Annotated in this window: 20 protein-coding genes and 1 pseudogene; 7 read left to right on the top strand and 14 right to left on the bottom strand. The window is 62.5% G+C overall.

Translation table 11 applies throughout. The features are described 5' to 3' along the window. Positions 1 to 133: 133 nt before the first annotated feature. The 5 genes from tam to NMG70_RS31425 form a co-directional block, all read right to left on the bottom strand. Complete coding sequence (tam, locus tag NMG70_RS31445; protein ID WP_254028084.1) at positions 134 to 937, bottom strand: trans-aconitate 2-methyltransferase; 804 nt, start codon at positions 935 to 937, stop codon at positions 134 to 136. Then, on the bottom strand, positions 934 to 1,200 hold the full coding sequence (locus tag NMG70_RS31440; RefSeq protein ID WP_254028083.1) for a type II toxin-antitoxin system RelE family toxin: 267 nt from the start codon (positions 1,198 to 1,200) through the stop codon (positions 934 to 936). The genes tam and NMG70_RS31440 overlap by 4 nt, the downstream gene beginning before the upstream one ends. After that, entirely contained in the window at positions 1,197 to 1,445 is a 249-nt protein-coding gene (locus tag NMG70_RS31435; protein ID WP_254028082.1) for a DUF6290 family protein, read from the bottom strand. The genes NMG70_RS31440 and NMG70_RS31435 overlap by 4 nt, the downstream gene beginning before the upstream one ends. Before the next feature lie 58 nt (positions 1,446 to 1,503). Next, complete coding sequence (gene ettA, locus NMG70_RS31430; RefSeq protein WP_254028081.1) at positions 1,504 to 3,153, bottom strand: energy-dependent translational throttle protein EttA; 1,650 nt, start codon at positions 3,151 to 3,153, stop codon at positions 1,504 to 1,506. Between the two features lie 368 nt (positions 3,154 to 3,521). Next, positions 3,522 to 4,544 carry a ribonuclease T2 family protein gene (locus NMG70_RS31425; RefSeq protein ID WP_254028080.1) on the bottom strand — a complete coding sequence of 341 codons (1,023 nt, stop codon included), beginning with the start codon at positions 4,542 to 4,544 and terminating at the stop codon, positions 3,522 to 3,524. 201 nt (positions 4,545 to 4,745) lie between these two features. On the opposite strand from NMG70_RS31425, the gene NMG70_RS31420 reads away from it, so the two are divergent. From NMG70_RS31420 to NMG70_RS31410, 3 genes are all read left to right on the top strand, one after another. Further along, positions 4,746 to 5,681 (top strand): alpha/beta fold hydrolase, encoded by a 936-nt coding sequence (locus tag NMG70_RS31420; RefSeq protein WP_254028079.1) that lies wholly within the window; start codon positions 4,746 to 4,748, stop codon positions 5,679 to 5,681. A 97-nt stretch (positions 5,682 to 5,778) separates the two neighbouring features. Next, positions 5,779 to 6,954: a CaiB/BaiF CoA transferase family protein gene (locus NMG70_RS31415; protein ID WP_254028078.1), complete on the top strand. Its 1,176-nt coding sequence runs from the start codon at positions 5,779 to 5,781 to the stop codon at positions 6,952 to 6,954. Further along, positions 6,951 to 8,600, top strand: coding sequence for a thiamine pyrophosphate-binding protein (locus NMG70_RS31410; protein WP_254028077.1), 1,650 nt, complete (start codon positions 6,951 to 6,953; stop codon positions 8,598 to 8,600). The genes NMG70_RS31415 and NMG70_RS31410 overlap by 4 nt, the downstream gene beginning before the upstream one ends. A 249-nt stretch (positions 8,601 to 8,849) precedes the next feature. Here NMG70_RS31410 and NMG70_RS31405 read toward each other — a convergent pair whose 3' ends face one another. The 5 genes from NMG70_RS31405 to NMG70_RS31385 form a co-directional block, all read right to left on the bottom strand. Then, entirely contained in the window at positions 8,850 to 9,299 is a 450-nt protein-coding gene (locus tag NMG70_RS31405; RefSeq protein WP_254028076.1) for a CHRD domain-containing protein, read from the bottom strand. A 191-nt stretch (positions 9,300 to 9,490) separates the two neighbouring features. Continuing rightward, complete coding sequence (locus tag NMG70_RS31400; RefSeq protein ID WP_254028075.1) at positions 9,491 to 10,462, bottom strand: ABC transporter substrate-binding protein; 972 nt, start codon at positions 10,460 to 10,462, stop codon at positions 9,491 to 9,493. 82 nt (positions 10,463 to 10,544) lie between these two features. Beyond that, positions 10,545 to 11,681, bottom strand: a complete 1,137-nt coding sequence (locus NMG70_RS31395) for an ABC transporter permease (RefSeq protein WP_254028074.1) — start codon at positions 11,679 to 11,681, stop codon at positions 10,545 to 10,547. Next, positions 11,678 to 12,556, bottom strand: a complete 879-nt coding sequence (locus NMG70_RS31390) for an ABC transporter permease (RefSeq protein WP_254028073.1) — start codon at positions 12,554 to 12,556, stop codon at positions 11,678 to 11,680. The genes NMG70_RS31395 and NMG70_RS31390 overlap by 4 nt, the downstream gene beginning before the upstream one ends. Before the next feature lie 330 nt (positions 12,557 to 12,886). After that, positions 12,887 to 13,678, bottom strand: a complete 792-nt coding sequence (locus NMG70_RS31385) for an ABC transporter ATP-binding protein (protein WP_254028072.1) — start codon at positions 13,676 to 13,678, stop codon at positions 12,887 to 12,889. 110 nt (positions 13,679 to 13,788) lie between these two features. Here NMG70_RS31385 and NMG70_RS31380 point away from each other — a divergent pair, with 110 nt between their 5' ends. Further along, complete coding sequence (locus tag NMG70_RS31380; protein ID WP_077383060.1) at positions 13,789 to 14,193, top strand: cupin domain-containing protein; 405 nt, start codon at positions 13,789 to 13,791, stop codon at positions 14,191 to 14,193. A gap of 17 nt (positions 14,194 to 14,210) precedes the next feature. Here NMG70_RS31380 and hydA read toward each other — a convergent pair whose 3' ends face one another. The 3 genes from hydA to aptA all read right to left on the bottom strand — a co-directional run bounded on the left by hydA (position 14,211) and on the right by aptA (position 18,368). Continuing rightward, positions 14,211 to 15,662 carry a dihydropyrimidinase gene (gene hydA / locus NMG70_RS31375; RefSeq protein WP_254028071.1) on the bottom strand — a complete coding sequence of 484 codons (1,452 nt, stop codon included), beginning with the start codon at positions 15,660 to 15,662 and terminating at the stop codon, positions 14,211 to 14,213. 71 nt (positions 15,663 to 15,733) lie between these two features. After that, positions 15,734 to 16,984 (bottom strand): Zn-dependent hydrolase, encoded by a 1,251-nt coding sequence (locus tag NMG70_RS31370; RefSeq protein WP_254028070.1) that lies wholly within the window; start codon positions 16,982 to 16,984, stop codon positions 15,734 to 15,736. A gap of 55 nt (positions 16,985 to 17,039) precedes the next feature. Beyond that, the gene (gene aptA / locus NMG70_RS31365; protein WP_254028069.1) at positions 17,040 to 18,368 is read right to left on the bottom strand and encodes an omega-aminotransferase AptA; all 1,329 of its coding nucleotides are present in this window, start codon (positions 18,366 to 18,368) and stop codon (positions 17,040 to 17,042) included. A gap of 255 nt (positions 18,369 to 18,623) precedes the next feature. Here aptA and NMG70_RS31360 point away from each other — a divergent pair, with 255 nt between their 5' ends. After that, positions 18,624 to 19,253 (top strand): TetR family transcriptional regulator C-terminal domain-containing protein, encoded by a 630-nt coding sequence (locus NMG70_RS31360; protein ID WP_254028068.1) that lies wholly within the window; start codon positions 18,624 to 18,626, stop codon positions 19,251 to 19,253. A gap of 55 nt (positions 19,254 to 19,308) precedes the next feature. Here NMG70_RS31360 and NMG70_RS31355 read toward each other — a convergent pair whose 3' ends face one another. Then, positions 19,309 to 20,304: an NAD(P)H-dependent flavin oxidoreductase gene (locus NMG70_RS31355; RefSeq protein WP_254028067.1), complete on the bottom strand. Its 996-nt coding sequence runs from the start codon at positions 20,302 to 20,304 to the stop codon at positions 19,309 to 19,311. 112 nt (positions 20,305 to 20,416) lie between these two features. On the opposite strand from NMG70_RS31355, the pseudogene NMG70_RS31350 reads away from it, so the two are divergent. Further along, a pseudogene (locus tag NMG70_RS31350) lies at positions 20,417 to 20,691 on the top strand (transposase); the annotation flags it as partial. A 1,168-nt stretch (positions 20,692 to 21,859) separates the two neighbouring features. Then, positions 21,860 to 22,348: a cupin domain-containing protein gene (locus tag NMG70_RS31345; protein WP_254028066.1), complete on the top strand. Its 489-nt coding sequence runs from the start codon at positions 21,860 to 21,862 to the stop codon at positions 22,346 to 22,348. Positions 22,349 to 22,525: the final 177 nt, after the last annotated feature.

Here is a 22,525-nt window from a genome sequence, read left to right as displayed (position 1 = left end):
ATTATTCGCATCAAGCTAGTTTATGCCGGCTTAAATCAAGTGCCTGAGGCAAAAGACCTCGACCTTGCGTGGCAGCACTGCGCATTGTGGCGAAACCGAATTAGGCGCAGCCAAGCAGTGCGTCTCGGTGTGGTCAATCGTTTTTGGCAGCGCGCCGTGCGACGATGAAAAGGCGCGGGAAACGCAGCAGAACCTTGCCGTTCGCCGTGTTCGGATAGGCTTCGGTTATTCTGGCGGTGTAGCGCGTGAGAAAAAGCCGTCGCTCGTCCTCGTCGAGCGGATCGAGAAACGGCTTCAGCCCCGTCGACTTCAGCCACTCGACGATTGCCCCGGCATCGGCCAGCGGATGATTGTAGGCGGTGTGCCAGATGTCGAGCCGGTCGGAGAACGGCGACAAAAGATCGTAATAGAACGACACCGGCGGCAGCGGCCCTCGCGCAGCACCCTCAAGCTTTTCGGCAAACGGCATTTCGGCCGCCGTCTCGCGCATCAGCCGGTGCGACGGCTCGCCCATATTGTCGGGCATCTGCACGGCAAGCGCGCCGCCCGGCGCCAAAAATCCCATCAGCCGCTGGAAGATCGCCGGATGCCCCGGCAGCCACTGGAATACCGCATTGGCGAAAATCACGTCGACCGGTTTTTCGGGCTGCCACGCCGCCGCATCCGCCAGTTCGAAGGCCACTTCCGGCAGACGCGCCCTGGCCTTCTCGATCATGTCAGGCGAGGTGTCTAAACCGCTGACCTGCGCGCTCGGCCAGCGCTCAACCAGCAATTCGGTCGAATTGCCCGGCCCGCAGCCGATATCGACCACCCGGTGCGGCGCCGCCACCGGTACCTGCGCGACGAGATCGCGCGCCGGCCGCGTGCGCTCGTCCTCGAATTTGAGATATTGGGCGGCGGACCAGTCGAGTTTTGCTTTTGCGGCAGTGCTGATCATCGATAGACCTCGCGACGGTTGCCGACCTCCACAACCAGCACGACAAGCCGGCTATCCTCGAATTGGGCAATGATTCTGTAGTCGCCGACGCGAAAACGCCAAGCCTCTTGCTTGGTCGCGGTTAGGCGCTTGGCAAGCGTTCTTGGATTGGGATGCTCCGAAACTCTTTGATGCAGGAATTCGAGGATGCGCCGCTGGTCTTTCGTTGAAAGCCGTTCGATGTCTTTTTCGGCTTGCCGCGTGAACTCGACACGCCAATTCATTCAGCGGCAGGTTTCTTGCGCCGTTCCGCTGCTTCGCGAATCTCAAGCTTCCGGATCACCTCCTCCAACGGAATGCGCGCGCCGTCGTCATCCCTAAAGCGTTCCTCCGCAATTCTGGCATCCTGCCAATCCTCGATTGTCTCGAGGATCGCTTCAACTGCAACCTGATCGATCGTACGACCGCTGGCCCTCGCCATATCGGCCAGCAGCTTCTCGGCTTTTTGCGGCAATTTGACCGTGATCATGGCAACTCCATTCGATCAATTTAGGTCAAACGACGATCGCCTGCAACGGATCGAAACCTTACCGCGTCAGCCGCTTGTACGTCATGCGGTGCGGATTGACGGCATCGGGGCCGAGACGGCGGATCTTGTCCTGCTCGTAATCCTCGAAATTGCCCTCGAACCATTCGACATGGCTGTCGCCCTCGAAGGCAAGGATGTGCGTCGCCAGCCGGTCGAGGAACATGCGGTCGTGCGAGATGATGACGGCGCAACCGGCGAAGTTTTCCAGCGCGTCTTCGAGCGCCGCCAGCGTTTCGGTATCGAGATCGTTGGTCGGTTCGTCGAGCAGCAACACATTGCCGCCGGTCTTCAGCATCTTGGCCAGATGGACGCGGTTGCGCTGGCCGCCGGACAGATTGCCGACCTTCTGCTGCTGATCGCCGCCGCGGAAATTGAACGAGGCGCAATAGGCGCGGGTGTTGGCCTCGAACTTGCCGAGCTTGACCACTTCGGCGCCGCCCGAGATTTCTTCCCAGACGGTCTTGGTCGGGTCGAGTGCATCGCGGCTCTGGTCGACGTAACCGAGCTTGACGGTCTCGCCGACGCGGATCGTGCCGGCATCCGGCTTTTCCTGGCCGGTGATCATGCGGAACAGCGTCGTCTTGCCGGCGCCGTTCGGGCCGATGACGCCGACGATGCCGCCGGGCGGCAACTTGAATTCGAGATCGTCGATCAGCAGCGTGTCGCCAAAGCCCTTCGACAGGCCGTCGACCTCGATCACCACATTGCCCAGCCGCTCGCCATGCGGAATGACGATCTGGGTGTCGCTCGGACGCCGCTTGTCGGCCGCATCCAGCAGATCCTGGAACGCCTGGATGCGCGCTTTCGACTTGGTCTGCCGTGCCTTGGGGCTGGACTGGATCCACTCGCGCTCGCGGCCGATCGCCCGCTGGCGCGCATCGTCCTCGCGGCCCTCCTGCTTGAGCCGCTTGGCCTTGGCTTCGAGATACTTGGTGTAGTTGCCCTCATAGGGAATGCCGCGGCCGCGGTCGAGCTCGAGGATCCAGCCGGTGACATTGTCGAGGAAGTAGCGATCGTGGGTGATGATCATCACCGCGCCGGGATAGGCGCGCAGATGCCTTTCCAGCCACGCCGTCGTCTCGGCGTCGAGATGGTTGGTCGGCTCGTCGAGCAGCAGGAGGTCGGGCTGGCGCAGCAGCAGCTGGCACAGTGCCACGCGGCGGCGCTCGCCGCCCGACAGCTTGGTGACGTCGGCATCCTTGGGCGGGCAGCCCAGCGCTTCCATCGCCATCTCGACCTGCTGTTCGAGATCCCACAGGTTGAGCCGGTCCATCTCGTCCTGGAGCTTGGCCGACTCGTCGGCCGTCTCGTCGGAATAGTTCATCATCAATTCGTTGTAGCGTTCGATGATCGCGGTCTTGGCGGCGACGCCTTCCATGACGTTCTCGAACACATTCTTGCTCGCATCGAGCGCCGGCTCCTGCGCCAGGTAACCGACGGTGGCGCCTTCGGCCAGCCACGCCTCGCCGCTCCACTCCTTGTCGATGCCGGCCATGATCTTGAGGATGGTCGACTTGCCGGCGCCGTTCGGCCCGAGGATGCCGATCTTGGCGTCCGGGTAGAAAGAGAGATGGATGTTCTCGAGCACCTTCTTGGTGCCATAGGCCTTGTTGAGGCCGGCCATGTGATAGATGAACTGGCGTGCCACGCGCGCTTTCCCCGAAAAGTCGACTGGAATGTCGGATTGAATGGAAGTTGCGCGCTATGTAGGCGATGCCGCGCCGAACGGCAAACTGTTTTGGCATTTCGGATTTGTCTTCGGGCCGAGACGGGCGCGACCGCGTCGTCGGCGAACCCGGCGGCCATGTGGCCGACAGCCTCACCGCGCGAACTAAGCTGTGGTGAGATTCAGGCCCGGCCGCGCCGAGAATGGTTGATTGCGAGAACCGGAGCGGAGCGTACTTTCGGGTACGCTGAGCAGCGGAAGCGCAGGGACCGCGCCGGCATCACCTGAATATCAACATACCTTGGGTCGGCGCGCGGCATCGGCGCATAGGCTCCCGCCGGCTCGGCGTGTCACTGGAAATCGATCGGATCGACGATGCCTTTCGGACAGCCGGCATTATTCGTCGGCACTGATGCCAGCAACAGTTCACTGAGCGAAGAGTTCGGACCAATCGGGCCGCTCAGGCCGAGCGTCAGCTCGCCGATCAGCCGCCGACCGCTCGAAGGATCCTTCACGCAGGAGACGCGAACCCGCTCGCCGGCGCCGGGACCAAAGGCACTGTCGAAGGCGGCGCGGATCTGGTCGGAGGTCAGATTCCGGCCAATTTTTTGCGTGAAAAGATCACGCACCGATGACGCATTCGCCGCCCGCGTCAGGTTCAGCGCATCGGAAAAATACGCCTGCTGGCTCTTGCCGTAACAGGTGCCATGCTTGATCCACTCATGCCTGTCGAGAGCGGATGCGGTGCCTGGCATCACCCGATCGAGCTCCAACCGCGTGCTCGGCTCAAGGTCGACCGGCGGCAGGTCCTGCCAGCGCGCCGGATTGTCGTTCGCCTTGTCGGCCGCTGCCACCTGGCAATAGAAATTTCCGTTCGGCTGCGGCCACAGCCCATGCAAGGTGAAATGCGTCGCCTCAAAACCGGCCGCGGTCTGCGCCTTGCATTCGGTCTTGCCGGGCTTGGTTTCGCAAAAGGCCGGCTGCCAGCTCAGAGCGAGGACATGTTCGGGCTTTCCCGAAGCCGGCGCAGCAGGCTTCTCCCGGTCGGCCGGCACGGGTGCTGCCGGTTCCGTGGACGCGCTGCCACCCGAAACATGGCCGCAATCGACCTTCACCCAGCGGCGCTCCGGATCGGCCCCCGGCACGCGGATCAGATAGTGCGTGGGAGCATCCTTGTTGCCAGCCAGAAGCTCGTAGCTCTGTCCCGCATCGGTCGAGACATCACCGGGATTCTTGCCGCTCCTGATGGCCTGGGTCGCAAGGCAGGTGGCGTCGGCGACGAAAGAGCCGCTCATCTTGACCTCGGCCCGCGCACCACCCGTTAGCGCGGCGGCAAGCGCCAATCCGAAAACAAGGCCTGTCAGCGTACGCATGGGTACTCCCCGGTTGCAAAGTGCTGCGGCAACAGACTGCCGCCCTCTCTTGGTAGCAAATTCTCGATGTCAGAATTGCGATGCTCCTCGTTGCGACGCAAGAACAGCGGTGCGTAACACCGCCAACGGATTGACGCAAAACCGGCGTCGGCGCACACAAATGTTGGCAGGCGCAAAAGACGCGTTGGAGACGAAGCGACAATGTCATTCAGCCAGCAGCGCGTGCTCCGATCGCCGACCGGTGCGGCGCTCAACCTTTACGTGAAACGCGCCGAGGGCCGCCCGCGCGCAGTCGTCCAGATCAATCACGGACTGGCCGAACACGCGGCGCGCTATGTCCGCTTCGCTACCTTTCTGGGCGAGTGCGGCTTCCATGTCTATGCCCATGACCATCGCGGCCATGGCGCAACCAAGGCGCCAGACGCTCCGCTCGGCACATTCGCCAAAGTGGATGGCGGCGCCAAGGTCATCGCCGATGTCGCGGCGGTGCATGACCTGATCGCCGACGACCATCCCAGCCTGCCCGTCATCGTCTTCGGCCATTCCATGGGCGGCCTCGTCGCGCTGAATTTCATGCTTCATCATTCGAGCCGGCTGCACGCCGCCTCCATCTGGAACGCTAATTTTTCCGCCGGGCTGGCCGGCCGTGCCGCGCAAATCATCCTGGCCTGGGAAAAATTCCGGCTCGGCTCCGACATGCCGTCGCGCATGCTGCCGAGACTGACCTTCCAGGCCTGGGGCAAGGCCGTCCCCGATCATCGTACGCCGTTCGACTGGCTGTCGCGCGACGCAGCCGAAGTCGATAAATACATCGCCGACCCGCTCTGCGGCTGGGATGCCTCGGTGTCGCTGTGGCGCGACCTGTTCGGGTTCGTCTTCGATGGTGCCGACGACATTAATTTTTCCGGTATCCGCAAGACGCTTCCGATCTGCCTGGTCGGCGGCGAAAAGGACCCCGCCACCGACGGCGGCAAGGCGGTCAGCCATCTCGCTCGCCGCCTGCACAGGATGGGTTTTTCGAATCTCGTTTCAAAGGTTTACGCCGAGACCCGCCACGAAAGTCTGAACGAGGTGAATCGAGATAAAATCATGGACGATTTCGCCGCATGGGCCGACAGCGTGCTGAAACAACCATGATCGACATCGACAAGATCGGGTTTGGCCCATTGCAAGAACCGTGACAGCATCACGCGGGATTGATACACGCTGCGCTTTCGATCAATCACGGTGATCCATGACTGAGCCTCCGCTGAAAGGCGTCCGCGTAATCGAGCTCGCCCGCATCCTGGCCGGACCGTGGGCCGGGCAACTGCTCGCCGATCTCGGCGCCGACGTGATCAAGGTCGAGAGCCCGGATGGCGGCGACGACACCCGCAAATGGGGTCCGCCCTTCGTCATGAGCCATGACGGCGAAAACCTTTCGGCCGCCTATTACCATTCCTGCAATCGCGGCAAGCGCTCCATCGCCATCGATTTCTCGACGCCCAACGGCGCCGAGACCGTGCGCCGGCTGGCCGCGACATCGGACGTGCTGATCGAGAACTTCAAGCTCAGCGGGCTGAAGAAATACGGCCTCGACTATGAGAGCCTCGGGGAAATCAACCCGCGGCTGGTCTATTGCTCGATCACCGGCTTCGGCCAGGACGGGCCCTATGCGCCGCGCGCCGGCTATGACTTCATCATCCAGGGCATGGCCGGCATGATGTCGATCACCGGTGAGGCTGGCCGCGAGCCGCAAAAGGCCGGTGTCGCCATTTCGGACATTTTCACCGGCCTGTATTCGGTGATCGCCATCCAGGCCGCACTTCGCCATGCCGAGAAGACCGGCGAAGGCCAGCATATCGACATGGCGCTCTACGACAGCCAGATCTCGGCGCTCGGCAACCAGAACCTCAACTATCTGGTCTCGGGAAAATCGCCGGTGCAGATGGGCAACGCGCATATGAACATCGCGCCCTACGACGTGGTGCCGGTCAAGGATGGCCATATCATCCTGGCCATCGGCAATGACGGCCAGTTCGCCAAATTCTGCGCGGCCGTCGGCTTGGGCGACCTGCCATCCGACCCCGATTTCGCCACCAACCCCGCCCGGGTCGCCAACCGGGCGAAGCTGCGCGAGCATATAATCGAGGCGCTAAAAACCCTCGATCGCGATCCGCTGCTGGCCAAACTGGAGGCGGCAGGCGTGCCCGCCAGCCCGATCAACACGATCGGCGAGATGTTCGCAGACCCGCAGACCATCGCGCGCGGCATGCGGCTCGACCTCGACGACGGCCATGGCAATCTGTTGCCCTCGGTGCGCGCGCCGATGGTCATGTCGGGCACGCCGCTGGTCTATGAGCGGCCCTCGCCGCGTCTCGGCGAACACACCGAAGAAATCCTTGCCGAACTGGAGAGGTCAGGAAAATGAAGACCGGCGGACAACTGATCGTCGATGCGCTCGAAGCCAACGGCACCGACCGCATCTATTGCGTGCCCGGGGAATCCTATCTTGCGGTGCTCGACGCTCTGCACGATTCGACGATCCGCACCATCGTCTGCCGCCAGGAAGGCGGTGCCGCGATGATGGCCGACTGCCATGGCCGCCTGACCGGAAAGCCTGGCATCTGCTTCGTCACCCGCGGCCCCGGCGCCACCAACGCCTCGGCCGGAATCCACATCGCCATGCAGGATTCGGTGCCCGTCATCCTGTTCATCGGCCAGGTCGCCAGCCACGCCAAGCAGCGCGAGGCTTTTCAAGAGGTCGACTACGCCAGGTTCTTCGGCGACATCGCCAAATGGGTCGTCGAGATCGACGACGCCGCGCGCATTCCCGAATTCGTCACCCGCGCCTTCGCGGTGGCGACGTCCGGCCGTCCCGGCCCGGTCGTCATCTCGCTGCCTGAAGACATGCTGACCAGCCTAGCTGAAGCGCCGGAAGCCCTGCCCCACACGCCGGTCGAAACGCGGCCGGGCGCGGCCGAGCTTGATGCGCTGGAAAAGTTTCTCAACAAGGCAAAGCGCCCCTTCGTCATCCTCGGCGGCACGCGCTGGGATGCGGAGGCCGTGGCGCGGATGCGGACGATCGCCGAAGCCTGGTCGCTGCCGGTCGGCTGCTCCTTTCGCCGCCAGATGCTGTTCGATCATCTCCACCCGAACTACGCGGGCGATGTCGGCATCGGCATCAACCCGAAGCTGGCGACCGCCATCAAGCAGGCCGACCTCGTGCTGCTGATCGGCGGCCGCATGGGCGAGATGCCGTCCTCCGACTACACGCTGCTGAAGAGCCCCTACCCCGACCAGTCGCTGGTCCATGTCCATGCCGACGCCGGCGAGCTCGGCCGCGTCTACCGGCCGACGCTGGCGATCAACGCCTCGCCGTCCGCCTTCGTCGAAGCCTTTGCCGGGCGCACGCCGGCCGCCACGCCGTTCTGGGCGGATGAAACACCGAAGCTGCACGCCGCCTATCTCGACTGGTCGACACCGCCCGACAGCGGTCCCGGCGCCGTCCAGATGGGGCCGATCATGGACTATCTCGAAAAAATGCTGCCCGACGATGCGATCCTCACCAACGGCGCCGGCAACTACGCCACCTGGGTGCACCGCTTCCACCGTTCCCGCCGCTTTGCCACGCAGGCAGCACCGACCTCCGGCTCAATGGGCTACGGCACGCCGGCAGCGGTCGCCGCCAAGGAATTATTTCCCGAGCGCGACGTGATCGCCTTTGCCGGCGACGGCTGCTTCCTGATGAACGGCCAAGAATTCGCCACCGCCGTGCAGTACGATCTGCCGATCATCGTCGTTGTCGTCAACAATGGCATCTACGGCACCATCCGCATGCATCAGGAGCGTGAGTATCCGGGCCGCGTCGTCGCCACCGACCTGAAGAATCCCGACTTCGCGGCGCTCGCCCGCGCCTATGGCGGCCATGGCGAAACCGTCGAGAAGACGGCCGATTTCGCGCCGGCCTTCGAACGTGCGCGCGCCAGCGGCAAGCCGTCGATCGTCGAGATCAGGCTCGACCCCGAGGCGATCACGCCGACTCGGACGATGACCCAGATACGGGAAAGGGCCTGAGCGCCAGAGGCATAGGCCGAGTTCCTTCGCGCCCCCTCTCCCCTGCCGGGCATCTCCCCCTCAAGGGTCCCTCAAGGGGGGAGATCGGATGTCACAATTGCTTTCGCCAATTTTCAACGTTGGAGGAAAGGCAGGGCTATGAAGCTGCCGATCTCCCCCCAAGTGGGGGAGATGTCCGGTAGGACAGAGGGGGGCGCTGTCCCGCAAACTTCGACAGGCTAATGCAGCGCTCCCTCCGGCGACGTTGCGCTACATCGTAGCCGCCTTCTCGATCTGTCCGCGGATCTCGCCGTCCTTGTGGGCCGCCGTATGGATGTTGATGTAATATTTGCCGGCCATCAGGTCGGCAGCCTGCGCGTCGGTCAGAATCGCCGCCCCTTTGAACGGGCTTTTCGGAGCGCCCTTGAACGGGACGGCGACGCCGGCATTTTCACCCTTTGCCGCCGGACCGTGAATATGTCCGGCCGTAGCCGGGCCGCTGAGACCTGAATACGTCACGTTCCAGGTGAGCTGTTTCGTGGCGGTGTCGAAGACGAGAGCTGCGGTACCTTTGCCTTCCGTGGTGATGGGCGGATTCTGCTGAGCGCCATCGAGCGTCGCCTTCATCTTCATCATATCGGCCAAGGCCGGTGAAGCGCACAGGAAGGAAGCCGAAACGGCCAGCGCCGAAAGCATCGGCGAGAAGGATTGCATGCGCATGGAAATCTCCGTTGTGGCGATGACATCCGCTGAAGCTGGATGCACCGCAACAACGGTTGTGGCGAGCGGATGTTTCCACCAATAACGGCTATTTTACATCCCACGCAAAAAGGGGCAGTCGCCCGCCACCTTTTCGAATTGCAGCCCCGAGCCCCCGTCGATCGCCTACTTGATCGCCTACTTGATGGCCGTTACTTGATGGCTTTGTCGGTGATGGCGGTCGTGTAGGCGCCGGTCGGCTCCTTGGTGATAATCTTCTGGTCGAGCAGCGCCTTGGCGGTGCGCGCGTAGGTCGCCGGGTCGAGCTTGCCGTCGGCATTGTCGATCAGCTTGGCGACTTCGCCCATCATGCGCTTCTGGTGGTTCTCGTCCTGGCCGCCATTGTCCATGACGATGCCGGCCGCCTCGTCGGAATTGTCGACGGCGTATTTCCAGCCCTTCATCGAGGCGCGCACGAAACGCACCATCTTGTCCTCAAAGGCCGGATCGTTGAGCTTGTCCTCCAAGGCATAGAGCCCGTCCTCAAGCAGGTCGTTGCCCATGGCCGAGTAGTTGAACACGATCAGCTCTTCCGGCTTGTAGCCGGCATCGATGAGCTGCCAGTATTCGTTGTAGGTCATGACCGAAATGCAATCCGCCTGCTTCTGGATCAGCGGCTGCACGTCGAAACTCTGCTTCAGCACGGTGACGCCGTCCGGGCCGCCGTCGGTCTTCAGGCCGAGCTTGTTCATCCAGGCGTAGAACGGATACTCGTTGCCGAAGAACCAGACGCCGAGCGTATGGCCCTTGAAGTCGGCTTCGGTCTTGACCGGGCCGTCCTTCGGGCAGACCAGCTGCATGCCGGCCTTCTTGAACGGCTGGGCGATATTGACCAGCGGCACCCCCTTTTCGCGTGCGGCCAGCGCGCCGCCCATCCAGTCGACGATGACGTCGGCGCCGCCACCGGCGATCACCTGCTCGGGCGCGATGTCGGGACCGCCCGGCTTGATCTCGACGTCGAGACCTTCGGCCTCATAGAACCCCTTGTCCTTGGCGACGTAGTAGCCGGCAAACTGGGCCTGCGTGACCCATTTCAGCTGCAGCGTCACCTTGTCTGCGGCCATCGCCTGAAGCGCGGCAAGCGACATCGCGCCGGCCAGCATCGAAACAACAAGTCTTTTCATGTTTTACCCTCTGAAGTTAAGTGTTCACCCTTTTAGGATCAGGGCCTTCAATCCAGCCCCTGATGCCAAACCCGCCACCGCCCTATCCACCACGGACAGAGGGATGCCAAAACGTGACTGCTCTCTCGACAAGAGCGACCACGCCATAAAAGACCGAACCCGCAAGTGCTGCAACTGCGATTTCGGCCCAGACCATATCGATGTTCATCCGTCCGACTTCGGTTGAAATCCGGAATCCCATGCCGACCACCGGCGTGCCGAAGAACTCCGCGACGATGGCGCCGATCAGCGCCAGCGTCGAATTGATCTTCAGCGCGTTGAAGATGAAGGGCGCTGCCGCCGGCAGCCGCAGCTTGAACAGCGTCTGCCAGTAGCTCGACGCATAGGTGCGCATCAGGTCGCGTTCCATATGGCCGGAGGCGGCAAGCCCGGCGACGGTATTCACCAGCATCGGGAAAAAGGTCATGATGATGACGACGGCGGCCTTAGACTGCCAGTCGAAGCCGAACCACATGACCATGATCGGCGCCACGCCGATGATCGGCAGCGCTGACACCATGTTGCCGATCGGCAGCAAGCCCCGGCGCAGGAACGGCACGCGGTCGGCCGCGATGGCGGCGATGAAGCCGGCGCCGCTACCGACGATGTAGCCGAAGATAACCGCCTTGAAGATGGTCTGCCGCACGTCGGCGGCCAGCACCGGCAGCGAATTGGCGATGCGCACGCCGATGGCGCTTGGCGGCGGCAGCAGGATGAAAGGGATGCCCGCGCCGCGCGTCACCGCCTCCCAAATGATCAGGATCCAGGCGCCGAAGATCGCCGGGATGATCAGCCTTAAAGCGGTCGCCGCCCAGCGCGAGGCCGGGCGAAGCGCAGACAGGACCGTCACGCAGCGCCAGGCCAGAAACCATGCCGCGGCAAGCAGCAGATAGAACGACGCGCGAGCGGTGCCCTCATTGCCGGTTATGCCGGCGAGCAGCAGCCACGCCGCGCCATGCGCGCCAAGGAAGAGCAACACCAGCCCAATTGCCGGCGGGAAATTATCGGCCTCGATTGCCAGGAGCAGCAAGAAAAAAATCAAAGCCGCGGTACCTATGCCGTAACCAGGCGTGGCATTGACAAGCGGCCAAAGAAGCAGCGCGCCGGCAAGAAGGACAAGCGCGGCATACCCTTGCCACGAGCGCGGCGTGATCGACGAAAGGCTCAGGAGATCGCTCATGCCGGCCTCCCGCCCATGGCGCGGTCGACGAGGCGCCCGGCAATGCCGACCACCATCACCAGCAAGGCCGCCACCACCGAGCCGGCCACCAGCGCCGACCAGATATCGATGGTCTGGCTGTAATAGGCGCCGGCAAGCAGCTTGGCGCCGATGCCGGCGACGGCACCGGTCGGCAACTCGCCGACGATGGCGCCGACCAGGCTGGCGGCGACCGCCACCTTCATCGAGGTGAACAGGAACGGCACCGATGCCGGCACGCGCAATTTCCAGAAGGTCTGCGAGGGGCTGGCATTGTAGGTGTGCATCAGGTCGAGATGGGTGAGTTCGGGCGAGCGCAGGCCCTTGACCATGCCGACCGCCACCGGGAAGAACGACAGATAGGTCGAGATCAGCGCCTTCGGGATCAGGCCGGTGACGCCGATCGCCGCCAGCACGACGATGATCATCGGCGCCACCGCCAGGATCGGAATGGTCTGCGAGGCGATGATCCACGGCATCAGGCTGCGGTCGAGCGTCGCCACATGGACGATGCCGACGGCAATCAGGATGCCAAGCGCCGTGCCGAAAGCGAAGCCGAGCAGCGTCGAGGACAGCGTCACCCAGGCATTGTAGACAAGGCTGCGGTTCGAAGTGACGCTGCGCAGAAACGTGTTCTCGAAGAAATTCACCGCCACCTGATGCGGCGCCGGCAACGTCGGCTTCGGCTGCGCCATCGTCTTGCCGATGAACTCCACAATATCAGGCGTCTCGCCGGCACGGCGGTCGAGATCGCGCTGGAACGGCGCGTTGAGGATGACGGCGAAAACATACCAGACGACCACCACGCCTGCGAGGATCGAGGTCACCGGAACGATCTTGTCGCGAAAGGAGTCCATCAGCCGCCCTCGCCAGGTTGGCCCCCTCCTCTCCCCGACGGGAAGAGGGCGGCCGGAGCGACGCGGAGGCCGGGTGACAGCGACGTCAACCACGCTCCGCTGGCAACGCTACCGCGTATGTGGCCATGCCTGTTCTTCGTCATCCTAAGGCGAAGCCGTCGCGAAGCGGCGGGCGTAGAGCGAGCGGCCAACCACGCCCTCGTCATCCTAGGGTCTGCGCACGCCGCTTCGCGGCGGCTCCGCCCTAGGATGACGAAAGGACGGTTAGCGCCTGCCTCGCTAGGGCGATGCACCTCCTGCGTTGAAGGCGCAAGCCACTTCCACTTCACCTCAATCCTCATAGCTGTGCCCTGCCCTGAGGCCGTCGCGCACCCGCGCCGCGATCGCCAAAAACTCCGACGTCTCGCGAATGTCGAGCGGCCGCTTTTTCGGCAGCGTCGATTCGATGACGTCGCTGACGCGGCCCGGGCGCGGCGACATGACGATGATCCGCGTCGAGAGGTAGACCGCCTCGGGAATGGAATGGGTGACGAAGCAGATCGTCTTGTTGGTCCGCTCCCACAATTCCAGAAGCTGTTCGTTGAGATGGTCGCGCACGATCTCGTCCAGCGCTCCGAATGGCTCGTCCATCAACAGAAGATCGGCGTCGAAGGCCAGCGCGCGCGCGATCGAGGCGCGCTGCTGCATGCCGCCGGAAAGCTGCCACGGGTATTTCTGCTCGAAGCCGGACAGGTTGACGAGGTCGAGGGTGCGCTTGATACGCGCCGCCTGCTCTGTCTTCGAGAGGCCCATAATCTCCAGCGGCAGCGCCACATTGCGCTCGATCGTGCGCCAGGGATAAAGCGCGGCCGCCTGGAAGACATAGCCATAGGCGCGGCTCTGGCGCGCCTGCTCGGGTGTCATGCCGTTGACGGCGATGCTTCCCGATGTCGGCTTCTCCAGATCGGCGATGACCCGCAGCAAGGTCGTCTTGCCGCAGCCGGACGGCCCGATGAAGGAGACGAATTCACCCTTGCCGATGGTCAGGTCGACGTTCGACAGCGCCTGCACCGGGCCGTCATTGGTCTGGAAGGTCAGGCCGAGCTTGCTTGCCGAAACGACGGCTGGCGATGTTCCCGTCATAGGCCGCAGCCTGGCTTTTCGCGCCGCCGCCGCGCCGGCCGGACTCCCGTTGCTTTTGCCAAAATGCTGCTTTCCAATTATCTTGTCCCACTCGATCGAGAGTTTGCCCGATGTCGTCCAAACCCACCTGCCATCTTATCCGCCCCGAAAGCTCTTATGAAGGCAAGCAGGGACTGAGTTATTTCACCGGCATCGCCACTGAGACGGTCGGCTCTACCGGCATCTGTATGCACCTGCTCACCATGCCGCCCGGTGCCCGCGCCAAGGCGCATATGCACGAAAGCCATGAGACGGCGATCTATGTGCTCTCCGGCGAGGTCCATACCTGGTATGGCGACCGGCTCGAGCAGCAGATCGTGGCCAAGGCCGGCGACCTCTTCTACATTCCGGCCGGCGTGCCGCATCTGCCGGCCAATCTGAGCGACAGCCCGGCCTCGGCGGTCATCGCCCGCACCGATCCCAACGAACAGGAAAGCGTCGTGCTGCTGCCGGAACTGGATGGGCTGGTCGCCTGAGGCGAAAACCAAGCAGCTCACACCCCAGTCGCCGGAATACCTGACCGTTCCACCTTGCGCGGCGCGGAAATTTCCTTCCAGGTCGACAGCGCCCGGTTGACTGCTGCATTCGGCTCGCGAGCGACGAACTCGCCATGGCCGGGCTTCGCCTTGACCTCAGCCTCCTGAATCGACAATTCGCCGCGCGAAAAGACGAAACGCGGCAGGCCGGTCACCTCAAAACCCTCGAAGACGTTGTAGTCGATCACCGACTGCTGCTTCTTGGAGGTGATCGTCTTTTTGCGCGTCGGGTCCCAGACGACGATATCGGCGTCGGCGCCTTCGACGATGGCGCCCTTCTTCGGATACATGTTGAGGATTTTTGCGATGTTGGTCGAGGTCACCGCGACGAACTCGTTCATCGTCAGCCGTCCGGTGTTGACCCCGGTGGTCCACAGCACCGGCAAGCGGTCCTCGAGGCCGCCGGTGCCGTTCGGGATCTTGGTGAAATCGCCGACACCGTTGCGCTTCTGGCTGGTGGTGAAGGCGCAATGGTCGGTCGCCACCACTTGCAGCGATCCGGCCTGCAGGCCTGCCCACAGCGAATCCTGGTGCAATTTGTTACGGAACGGCGGGCTCATCACCCGGCGCGCCGCATGGTTCCAGTCCTTGTTGAAATATTCGCTCTCGTCGAGCGTCAGATGCTGAATCAGCGGCTCGCCGAACACCCGCATGCCTTTTTGGCGCGCCCGGCGAATGGCTTCATGGGCCTGCTCGCAGGAGACATGCACGACATAGAGCGGCACGCCGGCCATGTCGGCGATCATGATGGCGCGGTTGGTCGCCTCGCCTTCCACTTCAGGCGGCCGCGAATAGGCGTGCCCTTCGGGGCCGTTATTGCCGGCGGCCAGCAGCTTCTGCGACAGCGCCGCCACCACGTCGCCATTCTCGGCATGGACGAGCGGCAGCGCGCCAAGGTCGGCGCAGCGCTGGAACGACGAATACATCTCGTCGTCGTCGACCATAAGCGCGCCCTTGTAGGCCATGAAGTGCTTGAACGAGGTGATGCCCTTGTCGACGACGGTGGCCATCTCGTCGAACACCTGCTTGCCCCACCAGGTGATCGCCATGTGGAAGGAATAGTCGCAGGAGGCTTTTGAGGTCTTGTTGTCCCACATCTGCAGGGCCTCGAGCAGCGACTGCTGCGGCGCCGGCAGGCAGAAATCGACGACCATGGTGGTGCCGCCGGCAAGCGCGGCGCGGGTGCCGCTTTCAAAATCGTCGGCCGAATAGGTGCCCATGAACGGCATTTCGAGATGGGTGTGCGGATCGATGCCCCCCGGCATCACGTAGCAGCCGGTGGCGTCGAACTCGTGATCACCATGCAGGTCCGGCCCGATGGCGATGATTTTGCCGTGCTTGAACAGCACGTCGGCCCTCCAGGTTCGGTCGGCGGTGACGATGGTGCCGTTCTTGATGACTTTGGACATTTTTTTGTTCCCTTGTTCTCTTCGCGCTTCTTGGGGAGCGGCTGCTTGATCAGGGGTACGGCGCCGACGTCTCACCCCACGATCTCCGCCGTCTCCACCACGGCGTGGAACAGCACGTCGGCGCCGGCCGCCGCCCATTCCTTGGTGATTTCCTCGGCCTCGTTGTGGCTGAGCCCGTCGACGCAAGGGCACATCACCATCGCCGTCGGCGCGACGCGGTTGATCCAGCAGGCGTCGTGGCCGGCGCCGGAGACGATGTTGCGGTGCGTATAACCCAGGCGCTCGGCCGCATCCCGCACAGCCTTGACGCAGCCCGGATCGAAAGTCACCGGATCGAAATGGCCGACCTGCTCGATTTGATATTGGATGTCGAGCGCTTCGCAAATCGTGTCGATGCCTTCGCGGATGCGCCCGTCCATGGCGTCGAGCACCTCTTTTTCCGGCGAGCGGATGTCGATGGTGAACATGGTGCGGCCGGCGATGATGTTGCGCGAATTCGGATAGACCTCCATATGGCCGACCGCGCCGACGGCGTCGGGCTGGTAGTCCATGGCGATCTCGTGCACCAACTCGATTACCCGCGCCATGCCGAGCCCGGCATTGCGGCGCTTCGGCATCGGCGTCGAGCCGGTATGCGCCTCCCTGCCGGTCAGGGTCACCTGCAGCCATTTCAGCCCCTGGCCATGGGTGACGACGCCGATGTCGATGCCCTCGTCCTCGAGGATCGGGCCCTGCTCGATATGCAGCTCGAAGAAGGCGTGGATCTTGCGCTCACCGACTTTCTCGCTGCCTTTCCAGCCGATGCGTTCGAGCTCCTCGCCGAATTTCTTGCCGTCCTTGTCGACATGCTCGTAGACGTCGGCCTGGTCGAGGACGCCGGCGAACACGCCCGACGCCATCATCGCCGGCGCAAAGCGCGCGCCTTCTTCATTCGTCCAGTTGGTGACGACGATCGGATGTTTTGTCTTTATGCCGAGCTCGTTGAGCGAGCGCACGATCTCCAAGCCGCCGAGCACGCCAAGCACGCCGTCATATTTGCCGCCGGTCGGCTGGGTGTCGAGATGGCTGCCGACATAGACCGGCGGCAGATCGGGCTCGATGCCCTCGCGGCGGGCAAACATCGTGCCCATCTCGTCGAGGCCCATTTCAAGTCCCGCCGCCTCGCACCAGCGCTTGAACAGCTGCCGCCCCTCGCCGTCCGCGTCGGTCAACGTCTGGCGATTGTTGCCGCCGGCAATGCCGGGGCCGATCTTCGCCATCTCCATTATCGAATCCCACAAACGGTCTGAATTGATTCGCAGATTCTCGCCGGGAGCGGCCATATTCTAAAACCTCATCGATTGCGCGGCGTCCCTAGGGAAAGCTGCGCCGCGTTTCTCAATCCACCGCCCTCAGCACTTCACGCACATGGTCGATCAATTCGTTGATCTGGCCCTTGGTGATGATCAGCGGCGGCGACAGCGCGATGATGTCGCCGGTGGTGCGGATCAGCGCGCCGCGCTCGAACGCCTTGACGAACGCCGAGAAGGCACGCTTGGTCGGACTGCCGGGAATGGGCGCCAGCTCGATCGCGCCGATCAGGCCGATATTTCTGATGTCGATGACGTTCGGCTCGCCCTTCAGCGAATGCAGCGCGTCTTCCCAATACGGCGCCAGTTCCTCGCCGCGGGTCAGCAGGCCCTCTTCCTTATAGGTGTCGAGCGTGCCGAGTGCTGCCGCACAGGCGATCGGATTGCCCGAATAGGTGTAGCCGTGGAAGAACTCGATCATATGCTCGGGGCCGGTCATGAAGGCGTCGTGGATTTCCTTCTTGACGAACACCGCGCCCATCGGGATGACGCCGTTGGAGACGCCCTTGGCGGTGGTCATGATATCGGGGGTGACGCCGAAATAGTCGGCGGCAAACGGCGTGCCGAGACGGCCGAAACCGGTGATGACCTCGTCGAAAATTAAAAGTATGCCGTGCTTGGTGCAGATCTCGCGCAGCCTCTCGAGATAGCCCTTCGGCGGCAGGATGACGCCGGTGGAACCGGCCACCGGCTCGACGATGACGGCCGCGATGGTCGAGGCGTCGTGCAGCGCGACGATGCGCTCCAACTCGTTGGCCAATTCCGCGCCATGCTCGGGCACGCCCTTGGTGAACGAATTCTTCTCGGGCAGGTGGGTGTGCGGCATGTGGTCGACGCCGCCGAGCAGCGTGCCGAACATCTTGCGGTTGGTGACGATGCCGCCGACCGAGATGCCGCCGAAATTGACGCCGTGATAGCCGCGCTCGCGGCCGATCAGGCGGGTGCGCGAGCCCTCGCCTTTGGCGCGGTGATAGGCGATCGCCATCTTCAGCGCGGTCTCGACCGATTCCGATCCGGAATTGGTGAAGAACACGTGGTCCATGCCCTCCGGCGCCAGGTCGACCAAACGGTTCGCCAGTTCGAAGACGATCGGGTGACCCATCTGGAACGCCGGCGCATAGTCGAGTTCGGCGGCTTGGCTCTGGATCGCCTCGGTGATCTTCGGCCGGCAGTGGCCGGCATTGACGCACCACAGGCCGGCAGTGCCGTCTAAAACCTTGCGCCCGTCGCTCGTCGTGTAATGCATGTCCTTGGCGGACACCATCATGCGCGGCGCCTGCTTGAACTGCCGGTTTGCCGTGAACGGCATCCAGAATGCGCTGAGATCGTTCGGCGTGACTTTCAGCCGGTTGGACATGACCAAGACTTCCCCTTGTAACCTGTTTCGGTGCGGCTAACGCTTGGTCTTCCCGACACTTGGTCTCTGCTGCGTTTTCGTGCTACGCAAATTTTTGACCGGTTGGACAAACGTTAGCACCGCCCTGTCGGCGGTCAAGGGATTACTAGCGGAAATGCGGCAGCTGAGGCGCGCTCCACAGGCCGGAGAAAAACTGGTCCAGAGAATTGGTCCAGATGGCCCTCCAACCCAGGGTATGCCGCGGTGACGGCCGACATGGAAATTCCCGCTCCTCGCCGCACCCGCATCCAGCAGGAAAAACGCGAGCTCATCCTGGAGGCGGCGCTCGAGGTGTTCTCGACCAACGGCTTTCGCGGCTCGACCATCGACCAGATCGCCGAAGCCGCCGGCATGTCGAAGCCGAACCTGCTCTACTATTTCCGCCGCAAGGAGGATATCCACGAGACACTGATGCAGCGACTTCTGGACACCTGGCTGGCGCCGCTGCGCGAACTCGACGACATCGGCGACCCCTTGACCGAATTGCGCAGCTATATCAGGCGCAAGCTCGAAATGGCGCGCGATTTCCCTCGGGAAAGCCGCCTGTTCGCCAACGAGATCCTGCAGGGCGCGCCGCGCATCATGCCGATGCTGGAAGGCGAACTGAGGACGCTCGTCGACGAGAAGGCCGCCGTCATCAAGGGCTGGATGCGCGCCGGCAAGATTGCGCCCACCGACCCCTGGCACCTGATCTTCTCGATCTGGGCGACGACGCAGCACTATGCCGATTTCGACGTTCAGGTCCGCGCCGTGCTCGGCCCCGACCGCGGCGGCGACGGCCGCTTCGAGGACGCGGCAAGGTTTCTCGAGCAGTTGTTCATTGATGGGCTAAAGCCGAAGAGCTAGGAAGTCCGGACCCATAAGTTCGCGATTGAGATCGGCGGTACTTCCCACACAGGCCTTAGAAAGATGGATCGTTCCCAAGCCGTGCGAGGATTGCCCGCGCCTCGTCGCTGATTTCGCGGACAATCTCGGCGGCCGGCTGGACGCGGCGGACGAGGCTAACGCCTTGGCCCGACCATAGGGCAAGGGCGTCGATATCGCCCTGGTCACCCGATCCCGGCGTATGAGATTGGTATGCAACCACGTCGCCATACGGCGACTTTGCAACGACCGCGCCTTCGTGGGGACGCCTACCCGCCGGCGGGCGTCCGGCTGCCTCCCAAGCTTCAATCGTTTTGTTGCGGAGGGTACGGTGCGGAGCGTCGGGCCAGCCGACATCGAAAACAGTCCCGTATTCTGTGTCCGTCTCCTTTGCTGTGAGAATGCGGTCGCGATAGCGCGGGTGGATTGGAGCTTCGATGCTCGCGAGAAAGCGGGTACCGATCCAAGCGCCCGCGGCACCAAGTGCCATCGCCGCGGCTAGACCGCGTCCATCCGCAATGCCACCGGCAGCAAGAACGGGGACTGGCGCGACCCGGTCAACAACCGCCGGAACCAACGCCATCGTGGCAACTGTACCGTAAACGTGGCCACCCGCCTCCCAGCCCTGCGCGACGATTGCGTCGGCACCATCTTCGGCTGATATCCGAGCCTGTTCGGCGCCTCCTGCCGTATGCAGGACCTTTGCCCCGCCACGATGCGCCGCAGCCGTCAGCGAACCTGCCTGGCCCCAGAAAAATGAGACTACCGGCACGCCTTCTTCCAAGCAGATCGCGAGGCGCTCCTCCTGCGGATAAGTCAACACGAGATTGACGCCGAACGGCCGTTTGGTCAGGGCCTTGGTGGCCCGAATTTCTGCGCGTACCGCTTCAGGCGGACTCCAGCCGAGGGCGAGCATCCCGAGACCGCCTGCATTGCTCACCGCGGCGGCGAATTGCGGAGAAGTAGCTCCACCCATGGCCGCCTGGACAATCGGAATTTCTATGCCGACGAGAGTGGTGAAGGCGTTGGGCATTGCCCTCCCCCTGAGTCCTTCATCCGGGCGCGGCCCTTTGCCGATTTAGGGACAGTGGTCCAAAGGAGGCACGGAATCAACGGGGATTTCGCCGCAAAGGGAGACTACAAGGATGAACCTCGATTATTTCTGGCTGACCGAGGAGCAGTTCGGCGACTCGCGGCGCTGTTGCCAACTGACACACGCGGCAAGCGGCGGGTTGATGATCGCCGGGTAATCAGCGGCATCGTGCATGTCCTGAAATCAGGCGGTCGTTGGGTCGACGCACCGGATGCCTACGGCCCGCGCAAGACGCTCTACAACCGCTTCGTCCGATGGGCAGCCAAGGGCATCCGGGTCGACATCTTCCATGCCCTGGTCTCGGCTGGCGGAACACCGGCGGAGGTGAGGTCGCCGGCCGACCGTAATCTGTTGCTGAATCTGTCTGCCATGAGAAGAATGGCAGAGCAGGCGCAGAATGAACTGCTGCGTCTTGCGGAAATCAACCGCATTGACGTCTGTGATTATCGTCTAATCCCGGCAGCCGATGTTGGGTATTCGTTGCCGTTTGTCGCCAAGTCATTCCTAAATTATCAACATCTTTTCAGTCAGATTTACGATTCAATACGAAATGGGGTCCTGAAGGAGCGCGCCGTAATTGGGAAAGAAGCAGAGTTCGAGAGTATGCTCGAATACGGCTATTCCTACAGCGGGTCCCTTGGTGTTGTGCTGCTCGCCCAGAGTGAGAGAGACTTTTTCAACGGTCGGATGGATGCGCCGATTGAGGCTCTATTCCAAGTCATTGATATCGAGGACAATCATAGCGTCCGAGACATCGCCAGTTCTCTCGGGAATGCGGTCGTCAAAAGGGTCTTCGATTGGTCGGCGGTCAACGTCGAAGCAAAATTCTCGGCGGACGTTCGCTGGAACAGGTCTGACGGCAGACAGCTTGGTCAAGTTGTCGAAATTCGCCACATGGAACGCATCGTCGATGTGATTGGAGCCACTGCGGACGACAAGACTGCTGTGGTTACAGCGCGCGGGATGCTGGTCGGGACCGATCTGCCGGGGCGGTCATTCCATTTTGTGGTGCCGGACGGAGATTCCTACAAGGGCAGTTTCCACCCCGACTTGGTGATTGGTTGTAGTTGGCAAGGTGTACGACGCGGAAATCGTCGTGGTTGAGACCCTTCCACTATGCGACCGAAAAGACCGAACGGCGGAACCTCTTGCGGAAGCTAACCCTTATCAAGGGGCCTTGAAGGTTTGCGCGTGGCACGCAAGCGCCGGGCGCTCACTCTGTTGGCGCTTCCTAGTGGTGAAAGCCTGACGCTTGGCACCCCTTGAAACGGCAAGGTTGGGTGGAATCTTGCCGTCTGAGTTGACTACCGGAATGTGAAGCTAGCGCCATATCCTGACCTACACAGCGGGAACAGGGAAGGTCGCCTCACGCCGCGATTCCCGACGGTGGGGGTTGGCTGTGGCGACCACCGATTAGTTGATTTGACAATTGGTCGGGTCGGGCTCTGGGATGATTTGTTCGTGCGCACCACGCACATGCTAAAAGGAGGAAGCGATGAAATCGATGAATCGCAGATCCACACTTGCCTTCGGTATTACAGTTGCAGCAGTTTTGACCGTATGTGGAGGTTCGGCATTCGCGGACGATATGGATGTGACCCTGCTTACGCCTGACAAGCTGGTATGGAAGGATAATCCGAACCTGCCGAAAGGGGCTCAAACCGCCATCTTGGTGGGCGATCCGGCGAAAGCTGGCGACGTGGTCGTCCTGCGCGCCAAGTTTCCGGCCAACTATCAGGTTCCGCCCCATACTCACCCGTATGCCGAGACCATTACTGTGATCAGCGGTAGCGTCGGCTTTGGTGTTGGGGAAAGGGTCGAAAAGAATGGTGACTTGCTCAAACCGGGCACCTTCTACGCGCAACCAGCAAATCACGCGCATTACGTCTGGACAGCAGGGGAAGAGGGTATCATCGAAGTTCATTTTGTCGGTCCGGGAGGGATTAACTACATCAACCCGGCTGACGATCCGCGCAAGAAGTGAAATGCGGCTCAGCCGGCTACTTCGCACCTCGCACACCCTTGTTGCCCGGAATAGAAGCGCGAGCTTTACCTCACGCGGATAAATGCAAACCGCATCAATGGAAGCGAGCTCGGCAGCTCAGGCTCCCTCTCTCTCTCCTTCTGCCAAAAATCGTGGCCCATTGGCGATATTAAGAAA

Origin of the sequence: Mesorhizobium ventifaucium (genome assembly GCF_935822925.1) — a bacterium.
GTDB classification, from domain to species: domain Bacteria; phylum Pseudomonadota; class Alphaproteobacteria; order Rhizobiales; family Rhizobiaceae; genus Mesorhizobium; species Mesorhizobium ventifaucium.
This window is presented reverse-complemented; position numbering and strand designations above follow the sequence as displayed.

Coding starts and splice junctions, on each gene's coding strand:
- tam (WP_254028084.1), bottom strand. CDS start 937: ATGATCAGCACTGCCGCAAAAGCAAAACTCGACTGGTCCGCCGCCCAA.
- NMG70_RS31440 (WP_254028083.1), bottom strand. CDS start 1,200: ATGAATTGGCGTGTCGAGTTCACGCGGCAAGCCGAAAAAGACATCGAA.
- NMG70_RS31435 (WP_254028082.1), bottom strand. CDS start 1,445: ATGATCACGGTCAAATTGCCGCAAAAAGCCGAGAAGCTGCTGGCCGAT.
- NMG70_RS31425 (WP_254028080.1), bottom strand. CDS start 4,544: ATGCGTACGCTGACAGGCCTTGTTTTCGGATTGGCGCTTGCCGCCGCG.
- NMG70_RS31420 (WP_254028079.1), top strand. CDS start 4,746: ATGTCATTCAGCCAGCAGCGCGTGCTCCGATCGCCGACCGGTGCGGCG.
- NMG70_RS31415 (WP_254028078.1), top strand. CDS start 5,779: ATGACTGAGCCTCCGCTGAAAGGCGTCCGCGTAATCGAGCTCGCCCGC.
- NMG70_RS31410 (WP_254028077.1), top strand. CDS start 6,951: ATGAAGACCGGCGGACAACTGATCGTCGATGCGCTCGAAGCCAACGGC.
- NMG70_RS31405 (WP_254028076.1), bottom strand. CDS start 9,299: ATGCGCATGCAATCCTTCTCGCCGATGCTTTCGGCGCTGGCCGTTTCG.
- NMG70_RS31400 (WP_254028075.1), bottom strand. CDS start 10,462: ATGAAAAGACTTGTTGTTTCGATGCTGGCCGGCGCGATGTCGCTTGCC.
- NMG70_RS31395 (WP_254028074.1), bottom strand. CDS start 11,681: ATGAGCGATCTCCTGAGCCTTTCGTCGATCACGCCGCGCTCGTGGCAA.
- NMG70_RS31390 (WP_254028073.1), bottom strand. CDS start 12,556: ATGGACTCCTTTCGCGACAAGATCGTTCCGGTGACCTCGATCCTCGCA.
- NMG70_RS31385 (WP_254028072.1), bottom strand. CDS start 13,678: ATGACGGGAACATCGCCAGCCGTCGTTTCGGCAAGCAAGCTCGGCCTG.
- NMG70_RS31380 (WP_077383060.1), top strand. CDS start 13,789: ATGTCGTCCAAACCCACCTGCCATCTTATCCGCCCCGAAAGCTCTTAT.
- hydA (WP_254028071.1), bottom strand. CDS start 15,662: ATGTCCAAAGTCATCAAGAACGGCACCATCGTCACCGCCGACCGAACC.
- NMG70_RS31370 (WP_254028070.1), bottom strand. CDS start 16,984: ATGGCCGCTCCCGGCGAGAATCTGCGAATCAATTCAGACCGTTTGTGG.
- aptA (WP_254028069.1), bottom strand. CDS start 18,368: ATGTCCAACCGGCTGAAAGTCACGCCGAACGATCTCAGCGCATTCTGG.
- NMG70_RS31360 (WP_254028068.1), top strand. CDS start 18,624: ATGGAAATTCCCGCTCCTCGCCGCACCCGCATCCAGCAGGAAAAACGC.
- NMG70_RS31355 (WP_254028067.1), bottom strand. CDS start 20,304: ATGCCCAACGCCTTCACCACTCTCGTCGGCATAGAAATTCCGATTGTC.
- NMG70_RS31345 (WP_254028066.1), top strand. CDS start 21,860: ATGAAATCGATGAATCGCAGATCCACACTTGCCTTCGGTATTACAGTT.